This window comes from Sphingomonas sp., from assembly GCF_965200135.1.
Lineage (GTDB): Bacteria > Pseudomonadota > Alphaproteobacteria > Sphingomonadales > Sphingomonadaceae > Sphingomonas.
This window is the reverse complement of the sequence record NZ_CBDATK010000013.1, coordinates 55,690-75,158: the sequence shown is the minus strand read 5'-3', so window position 1 is coordinate 75,158 and position 19,469 is coordinate 55,690. Positions and strand designations below refer to the sequence as shown.

At 67.9% G+C, this 19,469-nt stretch carries 22 protein-coding genes; 10 read left to right on the top strand and 12 right to left on the bottom strand.

Annotated features, from left to right (window positions below; all coding sequences use genetic code 11):
- Positions 1-155: 155 nt before the first annotated feature.
- Positions 156-2,078: a ribonucleoside-diphosphate reductase subunit alpha gene (locus tag ACOFKS_RS13960; protein ID WP_419809867.1), complete on the top strand. Its 1,923-nt coding sequence runs from the start codon at positions 156-158 to the stop codon at positions 2,076-2,078.
- 89 nt (positions 2,079-2,167) lie between these two features.
- Here the strand turns inward: ACOFKS_RS13960 and ACOFKS_RS13955 are convergent, their stop codons facing one another.
- Positions 2,168-2,419, bottom strand: a complete 252-nt coding sequence (locus ACOFKS_RS13955; protein WP_419809866.1) for a DUF2171 domain-containing protein — start codon at positions 2,417-2,419, stop codon at positions 2,168-2,170.
- 188 nt (positions 2,420-2,607) lie between these two features.
- Between ACOFKS_RS13955 and ACOFKS_RS13950 the strand changes: the two genes are divergently transcribed.
- The 4 genes from ACOFKS_RS13950 (at position 2,608) to ACOFKS_RS13935 (ending at position 5,238) form a co-directional block, all read left to right on the top strand.
- The gene (locus ACOFKS_RS13950) at positions 2,608-2,808 is read left to right on the top strand and encodes a hypothetical protein (protein ID WP_419809865.1); all 201 of its coding nucleotides are present in this window, start codon (positions 2,608-2,610) and stop codon (positions 2,806-2,808) included.
- A gap of 87 nt (positions 2,809-2,895) precedes the next feature.
- The gene (locus tag ACOFKS_RS13945) at positions 2,896-3,951 is read left to right on the top strand and encodes a ribonucleotide-diphosphate reductase subunit beta (RefSeq protein ID WP_419809864.1); all 1,056 of its coding nucleotides are present in this window, start codon (positions 2,896-2,898) and stop codon (positions 3,949-3,951) included.
- A 173-nt stretch (positions 3,952-4,124) separates the two neighbouring features.
- A complete protein-coding gene (locus ACOFKS_RS13940) occupies positions 4,125-4,673 on the top strand; it encodes a hypothetical protein (protein ID WP_419809863.1) in 549 nt (182 codons plus the stop codon).
- Positions 4,663-5,238, top strand: coding sequence for a hypothetical protein (locus ACOFKS_RS13935; RefSeq protein ID WP_419809862.1), 576 nt, complete (start codon positions 4,663-4,665; stop codon positions 5,236-5,238). Before ACOFKS_RS13940 ends, ACOFKS_RS13935 begins: the two co-directional genes overlap by 11 nt.
- 208 nt (positions 5,239-5,446) lie before the next feature.
- Here the strand turns inward: ACOFKS_RS13935 and ACOFKS_RS13930 are convergent, their stop codons facing one another.
- The 4 genes from ACOFKS_RS13930 to ACOFKS_RS13915 form a co-directional block, all read right to left on the bottom strand.
- Entirely contained in the window at positions 5,447-5,869 is a 423-nt protein-coding gene (locus ACOFKS_RS13930; protein ID WP_419809861.1) for an ExbD/TolR family protein, read from the bottom strand.
- Between the two features lie 154 nt (positions 5,870-6,023).
- The gene (locus ACOFKS_RS13925) at positions 6,024-6,494 is read right to left on the bottom strand and encodes a hypothetical protein (RefSeq protein ID WP_419809860.1); all 471 of its coding nucleotides are present in this window, start codon (positions 6,492-6,494) and stop codon (positions 6,024-6,026) included.
- A gap of 56 nt (positions 6,495-6,550) precedes the next feature.
- Positions 6,551-6,886: an HNH endonuclease gene (locus tag ACOFKS_RS13920; protein WP_419809859.1), complete on the bottom strand. Its 336-nt coding sequence runs from the start codon at positions 6,884-6,886 to the stop codon at positions 6,551-6,553.
- Positions 6,887-6,996: 110 nt separating this feature from the next.
- Entirely contained in the window at positions 6,997-7,644 is a 648-nt protein-coding gene (locus ACOFKS_RS13915) for an opacity protein (protein ID WP_419809858.1), read from the bottom strand.
- Positions 7,645-7,969: 325 nt separating this feature from the next.
- Here ACOFKS_RS13915 and ACOFKS_RS13910 point away from each other — a divergent pair, with 325 nt between their 5' ends.
- On the top strand, positions 7,970-8,164 hold the full coding sequence (locus ACOFKS_RS13910) for a hypothetical protein (protein WP_419809857.1): 195 nt from the start codon (positions 7,970-7,972) through the stop codon (positions 8,162-8,164).
- A gap of 92 nt (positions 8,165-8,256) precedes the next feature.
- On the opposite strand, the gene ACOFKS_RS13905 is transcribed toward ACOFKS_RS13910, so the two are convergent.
- Positions 8,257-8,598: a DNA primase gene (locus ACOFKS_RS13905; RefSeq protein WP_419809856.1), complete on the bottom strand. Its 342-nt coding sequence runs from the start codon at positions 8,596-8,598 to the stop codon at positions 8,257-8,259.
- Positions 8,599-8,699: 101 nt separating this feature from the next.
- On the opposite strand from ACOFKS_RS13905, the gene ACOFKS_RS13900 reads away from it, so the two are divergent.
- Entirely contained in the window at positions 8,700-9,680 is a 981-nt protein-coding gene (locus ACOFKS_RS13900) for an isopenicillin N synthase family dioxygenase (RefSeq protein ID WP_419809855.1), read from the top strand.
- A 131-nt stretch (positions 9,681-9,811) separates the two neighbouring features.
- On the opposite strand, the gene ACOFKS_RS13895 is transcribed toward ACOFKS_RS13900, so the two are convergent.
- The 5 genes from ACOFKS_RS13895 to hflK form a co-directional block, all read right to left on the bottom strand.
- Positions 9,812-11,041, bottom strand: coding sequence for a M20 metallopeptidase family protein (locus ACOFKS_RS13895; RefSeq protein ID WP_419809854.1), 1,230 nt, complete (start codon positions 11,039-11,041; stop codon positions 9,812-9,814).
- Positions 11,042-11,081: 40 nt separating this feature from the next.
- The gene (locus tag ACOFKS_RS13890) at positions 11,082-12,722 is read right to left on the bottom strand and encodes a helicase HerA-like domain-containing protein (RefSeq protein ID WP_419809853.1); all 1,641 of its coding nucleotides are present in this window, start codon (positions 12,720-12,722) and stop codon (positions 11,082-11,084) included.
- 248 nt (positions 12,723-12,970) lie between these two features.
- The gene (locus tag ACOFKS_RS13885; RefSeq protein WP_419809852.1) at positions 12,971-14,575 is read right to left on the bottom strand and encodes a Do family serine endopeptidase; all 1,605 of its coding nucleotides are present in this window, start codon (positions 14,573-14,575) and stop codon (positions 12,971-12,973) included.
- A 114-nt stretch (positions 14,576-14,689) separates the two neighbouring features.
- Positions 14,690-15,571: a protease modulator HflC gene (hflC, locus tag ACOFKS_RS13880; protein ID WP_419809851.1), complete on the bottom strand. Its 882-nt coding sequence runs from the start codon at positions 15,569-15,571 to the stop codon at positions 14,690-14,692.
- On the bottom strand, positions 15,568-16,695 hold the full coding sequence (gene hflK / locus ACOFKS_RS13875) for a protease modulator HflK (protein WP_419809850.1): 1,128 nt from the start codon (positions 16,693-16,695) through the stop codon (positions 15,568-15,570). The genes hflC and hflK overlap by 4 nt, the downstream gene beginning before the upstream one ends.
- A 72-nt stretch (positions 16,696-16,767) precedes the next feature.
- On the opposite strand from hflK, the gene ACOFKS_RS13870 reads away from it, so the two are divergent.
- The 3 genes from ACOFKS_RS13870 (at position 16,768) to ACOFKS_RS13860 (ending at position 18,510) form a co-directional block, all read left to right on the top strand.
- Positions 16,768-17,718, top strand: coding sequence for an Mrp/NBP35 family ATP-binding protein (locus ACOFKS_RS13870; RefSeq protein WP_419809849.1), 951 nt, complete (start codon positions 16,768-16,770; stop codon positions 17,716-17,718).
- 38 nt (positions 17,719-17,756) lie between these two features.
- On the top strand, positions 17,757-18,191 hold the full coding sequence (locus tag ACOFKS_RS13865) for a CoA-binding protein (RefSeq protein ID WP_419809848.1): 435 nt from the start codon (positions 17,757-17,759) through the stop codon (positions 18,189-18,191).
- A gap of 73 nt (positions 18,192-18,264) precedes the next feature.
- A complete protein-coding gene (locus ACOFKS_RS13860) occupies positions 18,265-18,510 on the top strand; it encodes a hypothetical protein (RefSeq protein ID WP_419809847.1) in 246 nt (81 codons plus the stop codon).
- A 6-nt stretch (positions 18,511-18,516) separates the two neighbouring features.
- On the opposite strand, the gene ACOFKS_RS13855 is transcribed toward ACOFKS_RS13860, so the two are convergent.
- Positions 18,517-19,458, bottom strand: coding sequence for an acyltransferase family protein (locus ACOFKS_RS13855; RefSeq protein ID WP_419809846.1), 942 nt, complete (start codon positions 19,456-19,458; stop codon positions 18,517-18,519).
- Positions 19,459-19,469: the final 11 nt, after the last annotated feature.

The following is a 19,469-nucleotide window of genomic DNA, read 5'->3' as shown; positions in this document are numbered from 1 at the left end:
ATCTAGATGGTGGCTACGGACTTGTGCGCCTGTTCCACAGGGCATCGATCCTTTTTTGTTCTCTTCTGGCGGGGTGGTCCGGGTGTAGGATGGGCGCTTGTCGCCGATTCGAACAGGCCGGGAACGTGACGGCCGAGAACGAGGGAGCGGGTGCGATGGATTTCAGGGACACCGAGACGATGGCGACGACGATGGCAACCGACACGATGGCGGCAAGCGACGCTGCGCCCGCGCCCGCGCGCACCGACGACAGCAAGGCGATTCATCCGCGCCCCTATCCGGTCGAGGTCGATCATTCGCGCGACGCGCTGCTGACCGAATTCGGCAAGGAGACGCTCAAGGACCGCTATCTGCTGCCCGGCGAGGGCATCCAGGATCTCTTCGTCCGCGTCGCGTCCGCCTATGCCGACGATGCCGCCCACGCGCAGCGGCTGTACGATGCGATCTCGAAGCTGTGGTTCATGCCCGCCACGCCCGTGCTGTCGAACGGCGGCACCGGCCGCGGCCTGCCGATCTCCTGCTACCTCAACTCGGTCCCCGACAGCCTCAATGGCATCGTCGACACCTGGAACGAGAATGTGTGGCTCGCGAGCAGAGGGGGCGGTATCGGCACCTATTGGGGCAACGTCCGCGGCATCGGCGAGCCGGTCGGCCTCAACGGCAAGACCAGCGGCATCATTCCGTTCGTCCGCGTCATGGATTCACTGACGCTGGCGATCAGCCAGGGGTCGCTGCGGCGCGGCTCGGCCGCCTGCTACCTCGACATCTCGCACCCGGAGATCGAGGAGTTCCTGGAGATCCGCAAACCGTCGGGCGATTTCAACCGCAAGGCGCTCAACCTCCATCACGGCGTGCTCATCACCGACGACTTCATGCACGCCGTGCGCGATGGCGCGGAGTGGGTGTTGCGCTCGCCCAAGGACGGCTCGGCCCGCGCGACGCTGGACGCGCGGTCGCTGTTCCAGAAGCTGGTCGAGACCCGGCTCCAGACCGGCGAGCCGTACATCGTCTTCGCCGATCACGTGAACAAGACGATGCCCAAGCATCACCGCGACCTGGGGCTCAAGGTCTCGACCTCGAACCTGTGTTCGGAGATCACGCTGCCGACCGGCAAGGACCATCTCGGCAACGATCGCACCGCGGTCTGCTGCCTGTCGTCGCTCAACCTCGAGACCTGGGACGAGTGGAAGGACACGCCCGGCTTCGTCGAGGACATCATGCGCTTCCTCGACAACGTGCTGCAGGATTATATCGATCGCCACGAACCGGGTATGGAACGTGCCGCCTATTCCGCCGGCCGCGAGCGATCGGTGGGGCTGGGCGTGATGGGGTTCCACTCCTTCCTCCAGGCGCGCGGCCTGCCGTTCGAAGGCGCGATGGCGAAGTCGTGGAACCTGCGGATGTTCAAGCACATCCGCGCGCAGGCCGACGAGGCGTCGATGCAGCTCGCGGTCGAGCGCGGCCCTTGCCCCGACGCCGCCGATCAGGGCGTAATGGAGCGGTTCAGCTGCAAGATGGCGATCGCGCCGACCGCGTCGATCTCGATCATCTGCGGCGGCACGTCCGCGTGCATCGAACCGATCCCGGCCAACATCTATACGCACAAGACGCTGTCGGGCAGCTTCTCGGTCCGCAATCCGTATCTGGAGAAGCTGCTGATCGAGAAGTCGAAGAACTCCGACGCGGTATGGAACTCGATTCTCGAGCAGGGCGGCTCGGTCCAGCATCTCGACTTCCTCTCGGCGGAGGAAAAGGACTGCTACAAGACCAGCTTCGAGATCGACCAGCGCTGGCTGCTTGAGCTTGCCGGCGACCGTACGCCGTTCATCGACCAGTCGCAGTCGCTCAACCTGTTCATCCCGGCGGACGTCGAGAAGTGGGACCTGCTGATGCTCCACTTCCGCGCGTGGGAACTGGGCATCAAGTCGCTCTATTATCTTCGCAGCAAGTCCGTGCAGCGCGCCGGTTTCGCGGGCAGCGAGGGTTCGGGCGGGGTGGAGGCGGACAACACGCTCGCGCCGCCCAAGTTCGAGATCGGCGAGACGACCGATTACGACGAATGCCTGGCGTGTCAGTAGCGGCGACGCGCGACGGGAGGACAAGGAAAACCCCGGCCCGCTGGGTGCGGACCGGGGCGTTCGACTACCGGATCAGCGGCGCGCGGGCGTCACTCCGCCTCTTCGAACATGTCCACCGCGTTCTGCGCGGTCGCGGACAGGCGCACCGTGTCGCCCTCGATCTCCGCGACCAGCCCGGCCGGCAGGTAGTGGTGCTTACCACCCTGACCGTCCTCGGTCTGGGCGCTGTCGTTCTTGGTCAGCTTGATCCGCTCGCCGTCGACATGGTCGACCGTGCCGACATGGACGCCGTCGGCGCCGATGACCGTCATGTGCTCCTTGATGTTGCTATGGTCGTGCATCGTGCGTCTCCTTCGAATGGTTCGGAGGCGCAACGAGCGGAACGCCGTTTGGATGCGTCCCCCTTTCGTCATTCCCGCGAAAGCGGGAACCCATCTCCCCCTGTCGGTCGCCACGAACCGGGTTGGCGATGGGCCCCCGCTTCCGCGGGAGTGACGGAGACCGTCCGAACCGCTCGAAAAGCCGCCGCATGACCTGGCAGATCGTCGCCATGTTCGTGGTCGCCGCCGTGCTGACGCTGATCGGCGCCGGCCTGCTCGTGTCGCTGTCGCGGCCGAGCGGCCCGGCCAGGATCTATGTCTTTCGCATGGTCGGCGTCATGGCGCTCGCCGCCGGCATCGTGCTCGGCTTCAGCGCCTGGTCGATGCAGCAATGGAGCGTGGCGCCGTGATTGCCGCGATCCCCAGCTTCCACAACCGCGTCACCCTGACGACGCGCCCGTCCGTTCCCATATTCAAGCTTCTCTCGGAGTAACCCCATGTCCCTCCTCGCCGCCTCCAAGCAGTACAAGCCGTTCGAATACCCCTGGGCGTTCGAGTTCTGGAAGCGTCAGCAACAGCTCCACTGGCTTCCCGAAGAGGTGCCGCTGGGCGAGGATTGCCGCGACTGGGCGCAGAAGCTGTCCGATCACGAGCGAAACCTGCTGACGCAGATCTTCCGCTTCTTCACCCAGGCCGATGTCGAAGTGCAGGACTGCTATCACGAGAAATACGGCCGCGTGTTCAAGCCGACCGAGATCAAGATGATGCTGACCGCGTTCTCCAACATGGAGACGGTCCACATCGCCGCCTATAGCCACCTGCTCGACACGATCGGCATGCCCGAGAGCGAATACGGCGCCTTCCTCGAATATGCCGAGATGAAGGAAAAGCATGATTACATGCAGAACTTCGGCGTCGACAACGACGAGGATATCGCGCGCACGCTCGCGATGTTCGGCGGCTTTACCGAGGGCGTGCAGCTGTTCGCGTCGTTCGCGATGCTGATGAACTTCCCGCGGTTCAACAAGATGAAGGGCATGGGCCAGATCGTCACCTGGTCGATCCGCGACGAGAGCCTGCATTGCGAGGGCATCATCAAGATGTTCCACACCTTTTGTCACGAGCGCCAGTGCCTGACCAAGGCGGTCAAGGACGACATCGCCGACGTGTGCCAGACGACGATCCGGCTGGAGGACAATTTCATCGATCTCGCGTTCGAGATGGGGCCGGTCAACGGCATGACGCCCAAGGAGATCAAGAAATATATCCGCTTCATCGCCGACTGGCGCCTCAATCAGCTCGGGCTGAAGCCGATCTACATGATCGACGAACACCCCCTGCCTTGGCTTGCGCCGATGCTGAACGGGGTCGAGCACGCCAACTTCTTCGAACAGCGCGCGACGGAATATTCGAAGGCGGCGACCAAGGGCCAGTGGGGCGAAGTCTGGGATTCGTTCGACAAGCGCCAGAAGGCGAAGCTGGGCAAGCCGGCGAACGAGGATGTGGCCGAGGGCGAGGATATGTTCGCGCGGGCGGGCGTGGCGGCGGAGTGAAGTGCGGGCGGACTGCTCTAGCGGCGAGTAGAGCAGTCCTTGCCGCAGTCCGCGACAGGGCCGGTACGACCGTCATGTCCAGCGGCGTGGCGCTCCGGCGATCGGGAGCGGCATTCATTTGACCTACTATCGCCGACCGTCTTAAGTCGCCGCGAAACGATTTAGGGCGATCGATGGCTGAAACGTTCAGACTATTCATCGGCGGCGGCGGCGACGATTGGATTTCCCATCTCGTTGAGGATTACCGAGCTGAATATCAGCAACGCAATCCCGGCTTAAAGACCGAATATTTCAGCTGGACTCAGCAGGTTCTCATTGCCAACCTGTTGCGCTGGTTACCGTCAGACGCAATTATCGCCGTCGTCGGGCATAGCTACGGTGCTGATGCCGCCTTCTCCGCGGTGACCGAAGGCCGGGCGGTACGTGTGTTGGTCTCCATCGATCCGGTTGGGCGTTTCCGCCCGTCATGGCCATCCATCCGCGCCGCCGCACGTTTCTGGTTGAACGTCCGAGCCGAGCCATCGTCAAAAAACCACTCGTCCGACGACGTAATCGCTAGCATCGGCGGCAAATATCCACGTCCACCCGAACGCGGCGAGCCGGGCGCTCCCGATTTCTCCATCATCGCCGATGCAACGCACGGCGCGTTCCGCCAGATGATGCGTCAGTCGGTGGCAGGGGTCAGCGGCGCTTCCTTGCTGGGCGGCAACCGTGTTCCCTAAGCGTGCAGGCGATCACCGCCGCCGTCGCCTACTGCTGCCGATCACGTGTGCCCTGCTGTCCTTAGTGCTGCTCGTCGGCTGGCTCGCGTTTCCCTGGTATCGCATCAACGATCTGCGAGTGGAGAACGCACAGATCGTGGCGAGTACGCTGCCTGATCGCGGCGGACAGGTCGATGGGCGCGCGATTGCCGTGACATACTCCACCGAGCGGGATTTGGCCGACCTGCGTGCTGATATCGATATCGGCTACATCGCGGCCAATATGTTCACATGCGATGCCACGGCCGGTGACAATCGCGAAGTAGTCGTACAACGCGCGGAGTATCTGTCGGACCGTCGTCGCGTCCGCGCGCTCGGTGTGACGTCCAGTGGGCCAGAGCGCCGCCACCGCTATTTGGTGGTGTTCGATGACGAACTCACGCATCAGAAGGACGGCCGCTTGGAAGTCGTTCCCGCAACGAGATACCGAGACAATCTGTGCTTCGCGCTCGATGGCGCGAGCATGTGGGCTGGCAAACTATGGTCGAATCACGTCAAGTTAAAGCTGCTTCAAGGCCGAAAATAGACCCGCAACACTGGGTCCCGGCGCCGGTTGCTGCATAATTGGCATTGCGTTCATGCGAGCGGCCAGTTCTAAAAGGCTCGTGACCGATCAGCTGGTCAGCGGCTACTCCTCGTCAGGGTGACCGTCCGCCATAGCTTCCACAGCCGCGTCGACCTGATCGAATAGCCAGGCTTTACTCATGCCTCGGCTGTACTACGCGAGTCCGCCGTCAAAAAGCGGGACCGCTCAGTCCCTCGAACCCCAACCTTGTCACCCCCGCCCGCTTTACCACCGCCAGCACCTGCACGAACCGTTCGTATCGCGCCGCCGGGTCGGTCGCCATCACCAGCGTCGCCTGCTCGTCCCGCCCGACCGGCGCCAGCCGGGCCGCCAGCGCCGCGTCGCTCATCGCCGCCCCGTCCAGCGTCACCGCGCCGGCACGCGACACCGCCAGCCGATGCGTCGTCACCGGCAGCACGCGCCCGGACGGTCCCGGCAGCGTGATCGGCACCTCGTTGGTGATCGTCGGCACCAGCAGGATGAACATTACGATCAGCACCAGCAGCACGTCGATCAGCGGCGTCATGTTGAGGTCGGCGATCGGCCGCCCCTCGTCGATGGCGGCGGCATAGGCGGGAACGGGACGGCGCATCGCGGTTCTCCCTCGAGGTGATGTTATGTGATACTGTTACGTACCACACGCGCTGTCAACACCCCTGAACGATCGCCGTCCGGTTCTGCCGGACCGTCGCGAGGCTCCCTTGCGATGAGGCCATCCACCACCGGGACCCGGCGCGGCGGCGGCGCTACTCGCGCCCTGTTCCGGCGTCGAACGCGGTCGCGACCTCCTTCTTGAAGTCGAATCCGGCCATCGATCCCACCACAGCGGCGATCACCTGCGGCTGCACCGCGCGCAGCTTCGTCGCCGCCGGGCTCTCCGCCGCCGCGACGAGCGTCGTCAGCTCGCCGATCGTCAGCAGCTCGGCATAGCGCCGCCCCTCCACCGCGAAGAGCCGCGCCGCGCCCGCGTCCAGCGTCGTCCTCGCCACCCGCCGCAGTCGCGCCTGCTCGGCGGGTGACAGCGTCGGGCGCGCCGCGATCAGCTCGTCGGTCTCCTTCGCCGCCTGCACCGGCAACAGCGCCGCCAGCGTTCCCGCGCGCGCCAGCCGCTCGCCCATCGCGATCGCCGCCGAGGTCGGCGCGACGGAGGGCGGTGGTGCCGTCGACCCACCCGCCGGAATCTGCGCGCCCGCCAAGAATACCGCTACAATCATCATCGTCCGTCTCCCCGGCGCGATCCTGCGCCGCCCCTGCCGGCCCGTGCAAGCGGCGATCAGCGCGCGCGGCGAACGGGGGCGTGGAAGTCGGGCGGCTTGTCGGCGATCCAGCGCAGGAACCGCGCCACATCCTCGCGGGCGCGCAACGAATCGATGGTCGAGAACGTCCGCGCCAGATCGGCGTTGGGCACCAGCGCGTGGATGGTGCGGTGACAGATCGGATGGACCGGCGCGGTCACCCGGCCACCCTCGCTCCTGGGCACCAGATGATGCCATTCGACCCGCACGCCCAGCGGCCGCGCACACAAGGCACAGGTCGCCGCCTCGACCTCACGTGCGGTCAACGCCGCCGCTGCCGCTAGCCCCGCCTTGCGCTTGACCTTTCCCGCCATCGGCAAGGGATATGGGTCATCGCGGTCTGGTGCGCCACGCCGCCGGCCCGGACCGCCGGACTCCGTGGCGAGACCCCGGCCAGCTCGCGCCGACCGGGGCCACCCATGGCTTAGAAGTGCGCGATCACGCCGGCGAGCGGACGGAAGCTGTCCGCGTTGCCGAAGGTCGACACCTCGAAGCGAAGCCGCACGCCCGCGCGGTTGGTCAGCCCGCCAAGGCCGATATCCTTCGGCCCGACCTCGGCGCCGATACCATAGCTGACGGCGTGATAGTCACGGCTGGTGTTGCCGGTGTTGCGGGCAAGGCCGCGGAAATGGTCGAAATTGACCCACTGATAGCCGACCTTGCCATAGAACAGCCCGCTATCGCCCGCGCGGAAACCGAAGCGGCCGGCGGCGCCGTACTCCCAGTCGATCGCGCCCGAGATGCCCTTGGCGACATTGCCCTCGGCACCGACGAACACCGGCCCGAGCGGCACGTTGACGCCCGCGACGCCCTGCACCAGCGAACCGTCGAGGCGGCGGCCGTTGGGGATGCCGTGGCCGGCATCCTTGTCGAAGCTCTCCCAGCCGCCCATCACACCCACATACGGCACCAGGCCAAAGGCGCGGCTGCCGTCGGGCGAAGTGGCTTCGCCGGGCGTGGGCGAGCCGGGGGACTGCTGCTCGGGCGCGGGCGCTGCGGCCATGTCCTGCGCGAATGCCGGCGTGGCAAGCACGGCGCCAACGAACGCGGCGGCGGTGACAAACTTCTTCATGATACCCTCGATCAACTACTTGGAATTGGTGGCGACACGACCTGTTTTTGCCACCGGGACGGGCTGAACCGTCCTGACCGATCATCGTTGCGTACTTTCTCGCTCCGCGCGATCTTCACTGACGAGTGTCACCAAAGTGCAACGGTTTCTTTCGCGCGGATGAACGATGTCAGCAGAATACTTGCAAAGACGGTCAGCGCTGTCTGCGGATGATTGCGTCTTGCGCATCGTTCGCAGCGACGTCGACGCAGAGTTGACCTCGATACCGCGCCGTTAACCTTCTGCGTCAGTTCACAGTCAACGACCTCCGACGTAGAGCCGCCGGATGTTCGGACCCCGCCTTTTCCGAAGCCGCTGGTCCGCGCTGTTCTGGGCCGCCGGCGTGGTCTGGTTCGCCTATGATGTCGCGGACGACGCGCCGCACGGGCACTCGCACGGAACCACGCAGGCCGCCGACGCCACCGGCGACGCGGTCACCGCCGCCGATCTCGCCGCCATCGCCAACGCCCAGGTCAACTAGGCACGACCGGCCCACCCCCCGCAGCGACGGGAGAGCGGGCCGGCCGGGACAAGATCCCTGCCCCATCTATTGGGCAGGGCATCGCGCCCTCCCTACGGGCGCAGCGCCGCGTCGTCCTTGTCGTCGAGTTCGTCGTCGTCGACCTCGTCGTCGTCGAAATCGTCCTGCATGTCGTCCTCGTCCGTGTCTTCCTTGGCCATGGTCACGCTCGCGTCGGTCTCACCGACCTCGCCGTCCTCCATGTCCAGCTCATCGAGCGGCTCGTCCTCGTCGTCTTCGTCGCCCAGGTCGGGGTCGAGGTCGGTCAGCACCAGCCCGTCGGTCGGCCCGGTACGCGTCGCTTCCAGTATCTCGGCGCGCTGGCTCTCGTCATAGCCTTCCTCGTCATAGCCGTCGTCGCCCGTGCCGGTTCCGGTCACCTGATTGCCGCCCATGTCTGCCTCCATTCGATTGGTCACAGGCGCGAACGGCGGGAGCGGCGGCGTGGTTCCGTCGCCGGGGTGACGACCCCCGCCGGACGGCGTATATCGGCCCAATGCCCGACACTCTCTCCATCACGCCCTCCGCCACCGCCGCCGTCCCGACGCTGTCGCTCGCCGACCAAGCCGGCGACCCTACGCGCTTCGCCGCCGATCTCGGCGGATCGTTCCGCCGCTTCGGCTTCGCGATCGTCGCCGATCACGGCATCCCCGGCGACCTGATCGAGCGCGCCTGGGCGCAGACGCAGGCGCTGTTCGCGCTGCCGGATGACGAGAAGCGCGGCTATCATATGGCGGGCGGCGGCGGCGCGCGCGGCTACACCCCATTCAAGACGGAGATCGCCAAGGGTGCCAGCGCGGTCGACCTCAAGGAGTTCTGGCACGTCGGCCGCGAGCTTCCCGCCCACCACCGCTTCGCAGAGGCGATGGCACCCAACATCTGGCCCGACCACCCCGCCGCGTTCCGCGACACCTTTATCGAGCTGTTCGCCGCCTTCGACCGCGCCGGCGATCGGCTATTGTCGGCGATCGCGGTCCATCTGGGGCTGGACGCGGACTGGTTCGATCCGGCGGTGAAGGACGGCAACTCCGTGCTCCGCCTGCTCCACTACCCGCCGATCCCCGCCGATGCCGAGGGGGTGCGCGCCGGGGCGCATGAGGACATCAACCTCATCACGCTGTTGCTGGGTGCGGACGAGGCGGGGCTGGAACTTCTCGACCGCGACACCGGCGGCTGGTTCGCGATCAAGCCGCCGGCGGATGCGATGGTCGTCAACGTCGGCGACATGCTCCAGCGGCTGACCAACCACGTCCTGCCGTCGACCACGCACCGCGTCGTCAACCCGCCGCCCGAGCGGCGTGGCCGGTCGCGCTATTCGATGCCGTTCTTCCTCCACCCCGCGCCCGATTTCCTGATCGAGACGCTGCCGGCGACGATCACGGACGGTAACCCGAACCGCTACCCGACCCCGATCACCGCGCACGATTACCTGCACGAGCGGCTGGTGGAGATCGGATTGAAGCCCGCACGCGGCTAACTCTCGCTAGCTGCGAGACGGGCGAAGCCGGCCGGCGGGTCGGCATCGCCGCACCCGTTCGACGTCGCGGAAATTACTCCCTTGACGGCCACCGCCGTATGTCCCCCACCGTCCCGGCGGACGGGATCACCTCACCCGAACCCGCGCGTCAGATACCGCTCCGCCACCGCGCAGTGCATCGCCACGCCGGTCGCCATCGCCGCTTCCTCGATCGTCATCCGCGTGTTGTGGAGCGGCGGGTTGGTGCGGTGGTCGCTGCCTGTCGGTGCGACGCCAAGGAACGCCATCGCGCCGGGCAGCTGCGCCAACACATAGGCGAAATCCTCGCCCCCCATCATCGGTGCGGGCATCTCCGCATAATCCGCCCCTATCGCCGCCGCGCATTCCTGCATCAGCGTCACCGCGCGCGGATCGTTGCGGGTAACCGGATAGCCATCGTTGATCCACGCCGCCGCCGTCGCGCCATGCGCGGCGGCGATGCCGGTCACCAGCCGCTCGAACGCCGCGCGCATCGCGAGCCGCGTCGGCTCCGACAGCGTCCGCATCGTACCGAGCAGCTCGACCTCGTCGCCGATGATGTTGTGCGCGCCAGTGCCCGCCTTGATCGTCGTGATCGTCAGCACCGCCGGATCGGCCACCGGCACCCGGCGCGCGATATGCGTCTGCAACGCGAGCACGATCTCGCAGGCGATCGGCACCGGGTCGATATTGTCGTGGGGCATCGCCGCGTGACCGCCCTTGCCCCTGATCGTCGCATGCACCGTCTCGGCGCTGGCGAGCAACGGTCCCGGCCGGCTCACCACCGTACCGGTCGGCATGTTGGGCGAGATATGCAGCGCGAACGCCGCCTCCGGCGCGGTTCGCTCGAGCAGTCCGTCCTCGATCATGAAGCGGGCGCCGTGATGCCCCTCCTCGCCCGGCTGGAACATGAACACGACCGTGCCCGGCAGCTCGTCCTTGCGCGCACACAGCAGCTTGGCCGCGCCGACCAGCATCGCGGTATGCGCGTCGTGGCCACAGGCATGCATCGCGCCCGCGTTGCGGCTGGCGAAGTCGAGCCCGGTCTCCTCCTCCATCGGCAGCGCATCCATGTCGCCACGCAACAGCACCGTGCGCCCGTTGGCGCCCGCCCGGCCCGCGCCGCCGCCGCGCAGCACGGCGACGAAACCGGTGGTGGAAGTCGAATCGATGATCTCCAACGGCAGCCCCGCCAGCGCCGCCTTCGCCTTCTCCGTCGTGCGCGGACACTGCAGCCCGACCTCCGGATCGGCATGGATCGCGCGCCGCAGCGCCACGATCTCGTCCAGCGCCCCCTCGCCCAGGCCGGTCCAGTCGGTGGTGCTGTCGAGATCGAGGGACATGCCGTACTCCTTTGTCGTCAGCACCTTACGCCCGTTCGCGCTACCGCAACAAGCCACCCAGCACGCCGCGCAACAGCCCGCCCATCAGCCCACCGCCGCTCGACCGCGACGAACTGCGCCGCGTGCCGCCGCCGAACACCTCGCGCCCGATCTCGTTGGCGACCTGTCGCCCCAGCGACGAACTCACCGAGCGCGCGGCGGAGACGACCACCTTGTCCATCGTCGACTGCTGCGGCCGATAGCTGACGCGCCGTCCCGCATCGCGCCGGGCCGCCGCGTCGGCCCGCGCCTGTTCGGTCGCCGCCTTCGCGTCCAGCCTGGCCTGCGCCGCCGCGGCCTTGTCCGCAGTAGTCTGCGCCTCGGTGGCGGCGGCGGCTGCCGAGGCGGCCTGCGTCTTCGCGCCCAGGATCTCCTCCGCCGACTCGCGGTCGATCACCTCGTCATATTTGGCGCCGATGCGGTCGGTCTCGATCAACACCTTGCGCTCCGCGGGCGTCACCGGCCCGACGCGGGTGCCCGGGGGTGCGATCAGCACGCGTTGCACCGGCGCCGGCGCGCCGTCGGGCTGGAGCAACGACACCAGCGCCTCGCCGACCTTCAGCTCGGTGATCGCCGCGCCGACGTCGATCGCCGGGTTGGGGCGGAAGGTGTCGGCCGCCGCGCGCACCGCCTTCTGGTCGCGCGGGGTGAAGGCGTTGAGCTTGTGCTGCACCCGGTTGCCCAGCTGCCCCGCCACCGTGTCGGGGATGTCGATCGGGTTCTGCGTGATGAAATAGACGCCGACCCCCTTCGACCGGATCAGCCGGACGACCTGCTCCACCTTGTCGAGCAGCGCCTTGGGCGTATCGTCGAACAGCAGGTGCGCCTCGTCGAAGAAGAAGCACAGCGTCGGCTTGTCGGGGTCGCCGACCTCCGGCAGATGCTCGAACAGCTCGGACAGCAGCCACAGCAGGAACGTCGAATAGAGCTTCGGGCTGGCCATCAGCTTGTCGGCGGCGAGGATATTGACGAAGCCACGGCCCTTGTCGTCGGTGCCCAGAAAGTCGTCCATCGCCAGCGCCGGCTCGCCGAAGAAGTTCGCCGCGCCCTGGCTGCGCAGCTGCAACAGCGCGCGCTGGATCGCGCCGACCGACTGTTTCGACACGTTGCCATAGGTGGTGGTCAGCTCCGCCGCCCGCTCCGCGCAATGACCCAGCATCGCCTGCAGGTCATCGAGATCGAGCAGCAGCAGCTTCTCCTCGTCCGCGACGTGGAACGCGATCGACAGCACGCCCTCCTGCACCTCGTTCAGGTCCATCAGGCGCGCGAGCAGCAGCGGCCCCATCTCGCTGACCGTGGTGCGGATCGGGTGGCCCTGCTCGCCGAACAGGTCCCAGAACTGGACGGGCGTATCGGCATAGGTCCAGTCGGTGTCGCCGATCGCCTGCGCCCGCGCGGCGAAGATCGGGTGGAGCTTGCCCTGCGGCGATCCGGCCATCGCCAGCCCCGCCAGGTCGCCTTTCACGTCCGCGACGAAACAGGCGACGCCGGTGCGGGACAAGCCCTCGACCACGCCCTGCAACGTCACGGTCTTGCCCGTCCCCGTCGCGCCCGCGATCAGCCCGTGCCGGTTGGCACGGGTCAGCTCCAGCGCCTGCGGGTTAGCACCGCCCTCGTCCGCCCCGATGAAGATGCTGGTCATGCTCGTCTCCTTGGGATGAGACTAGCCCGCCGCCCGAGCCAAGGGAAACGCCAACTCCCCGCCTCCTCAAAGAAGGGTCGGGGAAGGAAGACTCCGCTGATCGTGGAAAGGGCCGCCGCTCACCGAGCGACGGCACATCATGTCCCACCGCGGCAAAGCCGCATCGTCGAACGGGTCCGCTGGCGCGACCCGCCGGCCGGCTGGCGCGTCTCGCGACCAGCTGACGCTGGCCACGTGCGCGCGGCGCCTTACCCGCGTGCGATCCGTACCGCGATGAAGCCGGTCATCTGCCGCCCACGGCTGACCAGCAGCAGCACCGACGGGCGTCCGGCAGCCTTGGCCTGCGCCACTGCGCTTGCGAACTCGGCCGCGGTCCGCACCGCCGCGCCGTTGACCTGCTGCACGACGTCGCCGCGCTTGAGCTGCTTGGACGCGGCGTCGCTTTGCGGATCGACCATCGCCACCACCACGCCCTGCACGGTCGAGTCGACGCCCACCTGCGACGCGATCGTCGGGGTCAGCGGCAGCACCGTCATGCCCAGCGCGGCGGGTGCGACGGCACCCCCCGGCGTCTTGCCGGTCGATCCGTCGTTGTCGCTGTCGTCGCCGTTGTTGCTGAAGTCCTCGCCACCCTGCCCGGTCAGCGCCGCCAGCTGCTCCTGCGAAGGCCGCGCCGCAACCGTCACCGACAGCGCCTGCGGTCGGCCGCCGCGCACGACCTCCAGCCGCGCCGCCTGCCCCGGCGGCACGGCCGCCACGAGGCGCGACAGCGTCTGGTCGGGATTGACCGGCTGACCATTGACCTTGGTCACGACATCGCCGGGACGCAGGCCCGCACGCGCCGCCGGACCGGCCGGCTCGACGCGGGCGATCAGCTCGCCCTGGTTGTTGGGGATGCCCAGCGCCTCCGCACGATCGCTGTCGATCGGGCCGCCCAGCGTCACGCCGATATAGCCGCGTGTGATCCGCTGGCCGCGCATCAGCTGGTCGATGATGGGGCGCGCCTGCTCGGCGGGAATCGCGAAGCCGATGCCGATATTGCCGCCCGACTGGTTGCCCAGGATCTGCGAATTGATCCCGATCACGTCGCCCTGCAGGTTGAACATCGGGCCGCCGGAGTTGCCCTGATTGATCGCGGCATCGGTCTGGATGAACTGATCGTATGCGCCCAGCCCCGTCGAGCGGTGCAGCGCCGAGACGATGCCCGCGGTGACGGTGCCGCCCAGCCCGAACGGATTGCCGATCGCAACCACCCAGTCGCCGACCCGCGCCCGCGTCGAGTCGCCGAAGCGGACGAACGGCAGCGGCCCCGGCGCGGTGATCTTGAGCAGCGCCAGGTCCGAATCGGGATCGCGCCCGACCAGCCGGGCGACGTACTCGCGCCGATCGGGCAGGATGACGGTGATCGAGTCGACGGTCGCGCCGCGCGCACCCGGTGCCACGACGTGATTGTTGGTGACGACATAGCCATCGGCCGAAATGACGAAGCCCGACCCCAGGCTCTGCCCCTCGCGTCGCTGCGGCTGGCCGCTACCGCCCTGCTGGCCGAACAGCCCCTCGAACGGCGTGCCGCTGAACGGGTTGGCCTGCTGGTTCTGGACGATGGTCTGCTTGGTCGAGATGTTGACCACCGCCGGCTGCAGCCGCTGGACCATGTCGGCGAAGCTCATCGGTGCGCCCGCGCGCGGTGCGGCGGCGGCGATGACGCCCGGCTCGTTCTGCGCGGTGCCGGGGGTGGTCTGGGCACCGCCGGGCTGAAGCGCCAGCGTGGCGGTCGCGCCGCCGAGCAGAAGCGCACTGGTGATGGCGAAGGCGTAGCGCACTGGCGGAATGTCCTCTTGGCTGAGGTCCATGGGACCACGTCTGTAATCGGGTAGACTGGCTGAACGCCGCTTGAATATGGCCGTCCCGCGCGAGCTTGCAAGCCGTGCTCTCCCCTCCCGGCAAGGAGAGGGGGAGGCGCGGGCTTACTTGCCCGCGCGACCCTCGAACTGCCGCAGGTAACTATTACCCGGCGACAGGATGATGCTCGTCCCGGCCGCCGGATTTTGTGGATTGCCGTCCGCCCCGAACGTCGTCCGATACGACTGCATCGCACGATAGAAGTCGTAGAACTCCGCATCCTTGGAGAAGCTGGTCGCATAGATGCGCGCGGCCTCCGCATCGGCCTGCGCGCGGATGATCTGTGCGTCCTTCTGCCCCTGCGCGCGGATCGTGATCGCCTGCTGCTGCCGCGCCGTCGCCATGCGCTTCAGCGCCGAATCGAGCGGGCTGCCGGCGGGCAGGTCGGCATGCTTGATCCGCACGTCGACGATCTCAACCCCATATTGCGACGCCAGCCGCTGCAACCGCGCCTGTATATTGTCCATCACCCGGTCGCGCTCCGGGGTGAGCAGCGTCTGGAACGACTGGTTGCCAAGCTCGTTGCGGATCGACGTGCCCAGCAACGGCTGCAACGCGCTCGTCACCCGCTCCTCCGTCAAGCCGCTATTGCCCGTCGAGGTCACCGCCTTCAGCGGATCGACGATCCGGAACCGCGCATAGGCGTCGACCTCCAGCGGCTCCTGATCCTCCGACAGCACCTGCTGGTTGTCGTAATCGACGTCGAGCACGCGCTTGGAGATCCACACCAGTCGATCGACGAACGGGATGCGCGCGATCAGGCCGGCGCCGGTGCTGCCGAACACCTCGCCGCGGCGATACTGGTTGATCGGCTGGCCGACGGGCTGCTCGAAGCGGAGGACGACCACCTGCTCGGTCTCCGGCACGACCGCGAAGGTCGACGCCGCGACGATCGCGGCGACCAGCGCGGCGAAGCCCGCCGCGATGGGGTGACGGAACCAGCTCATCGTGCGCCTCCGGCCTGGACGTCGGGTTGAGCGGTGGGTTGGGCCGGAGTCTCGGCCGGCGTTTCGGCCGGTGCCTGCCGCCGCGTCCGGTCGAGCGGGAGGTACGGCACCACGCCCGGCGCCTCGACGATCGTCTTCTCCGATCGCGCCAGCACCTGCTCCATCGTCTCGTAATACAGCCGTCGACGGGTGACGTCGGGGGCGAGGCGGTATTCGGCATAGAGCCGGTCGAACTCGCCCGCCTCGCCCTGCGCGCGGGCGAGTTTCTGCTGGGCATAGCTCTGCGACTGGTTGCGCGCCGCCACCGCGTCCTGCTGCGCGGCGGTGACGTCCTTGAAATACGGATTGACGCTCGATGGCGGGACGACGCCGCGCAACGCCACACCCTGAATGCGGACACCCGAGTGATATTCGTCCAGGATCTCCTGCATCCGCCGCTGCACCTGCGCCTCGATCAGCGCGCGGCCCTTGGTCAGCGCGTTGTCCAGCGTCACCTGCGCCACCACTTCGCGCATCGCCGCCTCGGCGGTCGAGCGCACCGTCTCACGTGGCTTCTCGATCTGGAACAGATAGTCGGCGGGGTTCGAGATCGTCCAGCGCACCGAATAGCTCAGGTTGACGATGTTCTTGTCGGCGGTCAGCACCAGGTTCTCGCCGCCGCCCTCGGGAAACTCTTCGGACCGGTTGTTCTGGACGTCGACCATCGTGACCGTGGAGATCGGCGCCGGCAGCGTCACGCTGTAACCTGGCGACAGCGTGCCGGCGTAGCGGCCGAAATTGGTGACGACCCCGACCTTGCCCTGCCCGATCGGGTGGATCGAGGTAAACGCGATCCACACCAGCAGCAGGATGCCGACACCGATCAGCCACAGCGACCGCGCGTTCTGCCCGGTCGGCAGGTTGCCGAAGGGGTTGCCGCCGCCGCTGCCGCGCGCCTTTTTCAGGAAGTCGTCGAGCGCGGTCGGGCGCTGCGGGGGACGACGGCCGCCGGGCGGCACCGACCACGGATTGCGCGGTCCGCCGCCGGCACCGCCGCCTTCACCGTCGCCACCACCCCATGGCCCCTTGGGCGTATCGATCGACAGGATGCGGGGCCGCGGCCACCAGCGCGAGAAGAGGCTCATGCTCGCGGATATAGAGCGGTGCTCCGCGAAAAACAGTGGCAAGCGCCGCACCTGCGCCTATGCGCCTGTGCCATGACGGATCAGGCGCAGGTTAAGACGGCGGTGGCGGCCGTCGCGGGCGAGCGGGCCAGCGTCCGTGTCGACGCGGAGGGCCGCGTCGGCATCGTCCTCGACGCGACCGGCCTCGCCACCGCTGATCGCGACGCGCTGGAGGCCAAGGTTCGCGTCGCCGCCGCGCTACCCGGCGTGACCAACATCCGCGTCGTCGTCACCGCCGAACGCACCGCGCGCCGTCTGCTCGCGGTCGCCAGCGGCAAGGGTGGGGTGGGCAAGTCCACGCTCGCCGCCAACCTCGCGATCGCACTCGCCCGCGCAGGGCTCCGCGTCGGGCTGGTCGACGCGGACATCTATGGCCCTTCGCAGCCGCGCCTGCTCGGCGTCGAAGGCATCCGGCCGACCGCGCAGGACAAGCGGCTCGATCCCGTCCCCACCCCCGCCGGCGTGCCGCTGCTGTCGATGGGTCAGCTGGTCGAGCCCGGCAAGGCGCTCGCCTGGCGCGGGCCGATGATCGCCGGCGCGCTGACGCAGTTGGTCGACGCCGACTGGGGCGCGGCCGAGCTGCTGGTGCTCGACCTGCCGCCCGGCACCGGCGACGTCCAGATCACCATGATCCAGAAGCACCGCCCGGCCGGTGCGGTGATCGTCTCGACTCCGCAGGACCTGGCGCTGATCGACGCGCGCCGCGCCATCGACCTGTTCAAGACCGCCGGCGTGCCGATCGTCGGGCTGGTCGAGAACATGGCGGGCTATGCGTGCCCGCATTGCGGCGAGGTGTCCGACCCGTTCGGGCAAGGCGGCGCGGAGGCGGCGGCGCGCGCGCTGGACATCCCGTTCCTCGGCCGCATCCCGCTGACGATCGCGATCCGCGAGGCCAGCGACGCCGGTCGTCCCCCCGCGCTCGGCGACGACCAGGTCTTCGCGCCCATCGCCGCGCAGATCGCGGCGTGGCTGGCGCGCAACTGACGCAAGGTCACCGCGTTCTCCCCGCAGGAGACCCAGCCATGCCCCTCACCGCCGACGCCGACATCCGCGACCTGCTCGCCACCGCCCGCACGATCGCGCTGGTGGGTGCCTCCCATCGCCCCGACCGTCCCTCCTATCGCGTCATGGCGAGCCTCCAGGCGCACGGCTATCGCGTCATTCCCGTCAACCCGCAGATCACCGGCGAGCACATCCATGGCGAGTTCGTCTTCCGCGACCTGCATCAGCTCGGCGACGCGATCGACATCGTCGACATCTTCCGCCGCTCGGACGCCGCCGGCGCGGTGGTGGACGAGGCGATCGCGATCGGCGCCAAGGCGGTGTGGATGCAACTGGACGTCATCGACGAGGCGGCCGCCGCCCGCGCCGAGGCGGCCGGGCTAAAGGTGGTGATGGACCGCTGTCCCGCGATCGACATTCCCCGGCTTGGCGTGCCGAAGATCGAGCGGCAATAGGGCGCAACCTATTGCCCGGCGGGCGGTTTCGTCTGCACCGACGGGCCGGCCAGCCCGGTAAAGGGATGCCGCCATGCTGATCGCCTTCGCTCTCCTCGCTGCCGCCACGCCGACGCTTCGCACCGACATCGCGGTAACCGGCTGTACCGCCGACTGCGCCGTCCCGCGTCGCTCCCGCTATCGGCTCGATCCGCAGATCAGCAGCGATGCCGACACAAAAACTCGCGCGCTGGCCGAAACCGGCCGCCCTTGTGCCACCGCCGCGCGGCTCTGCACCCGTCGTCCGCGCACGCTCCTCACCACCAGCCTCGACGACTGACACCGGTCAGGTCACCAGCCGGCCGAGCTTCGTCATCCGGATCGCCGCCGCCGCCAGTGTCGCAGCCACGAACGCGAACATGATCTGCGGCACGTTGAGCAGGTGCAGCCGGTGACCCAGCGACAAAAACACGGGATGGATCAGGTAGACGCCGAACATCAACGGCGACAGCCGTTCGACAAAGGCGAGGGCCTTCGGGTTGGCCCCTTCCAGCAGCGCGAATGCGGCCGCCGCGCAGCCGACGGTATACGGCACTCCGACCCCGGTCAGCGACAGCAGCAACAGCATCGCCCCGATCGCGATCCCCGCGATCAGCGTCCACCGCCGCCCTCCCTGCGCCAGCACGATACCCAGCAGCGCGGCGGGCATCGCGTGGACCCATTGCGACAGCGGCGGCCCTATATGGTCGGCCGCCGCCCGCCACCCGGTCGCGGTGACGATCATCACGCCCAGCGCGAAAATCGCCGGATAGGCGATCTTGCCCTTGAAGAAGCGGATGACGCAGATGACCGCCAGGATGAACGGCAGATACCACAGGTGCGGCGCCGTCCCCGCCAGCACGCCGCCGGCCGTGAAGATCGGGTCGCGCTGGACGAGGTTGATGGCCGCGAATGCGATCGACCAGAACACCCATGGCAGCAACAGCCGGGCGGCGGTAACGCGCAACGCGACGGGCCGGACGCGCCGCGTCTCGTAATAGGTCGCGATCACGACGAACGCGATCAGCCCGCCGTACCCGATGAAGCGGCCCGGCGCGTAGCGGCTGTGGTACCAGACGATCCCGAACGCGGCGATCACGCGCAGCGCCTCGACCCACCGGTTCCGGTCGGGCGTTCTGGCCGCGATGGGACATCGTCGCTCATCGGCGGACGCTGGTCGGCGACACGGCGGAAGTCGATACGAAAAGACTCGTCGCGACGCGCGCCGGTCCCGAAACTCGATGGTCACGCCTTGCGCGC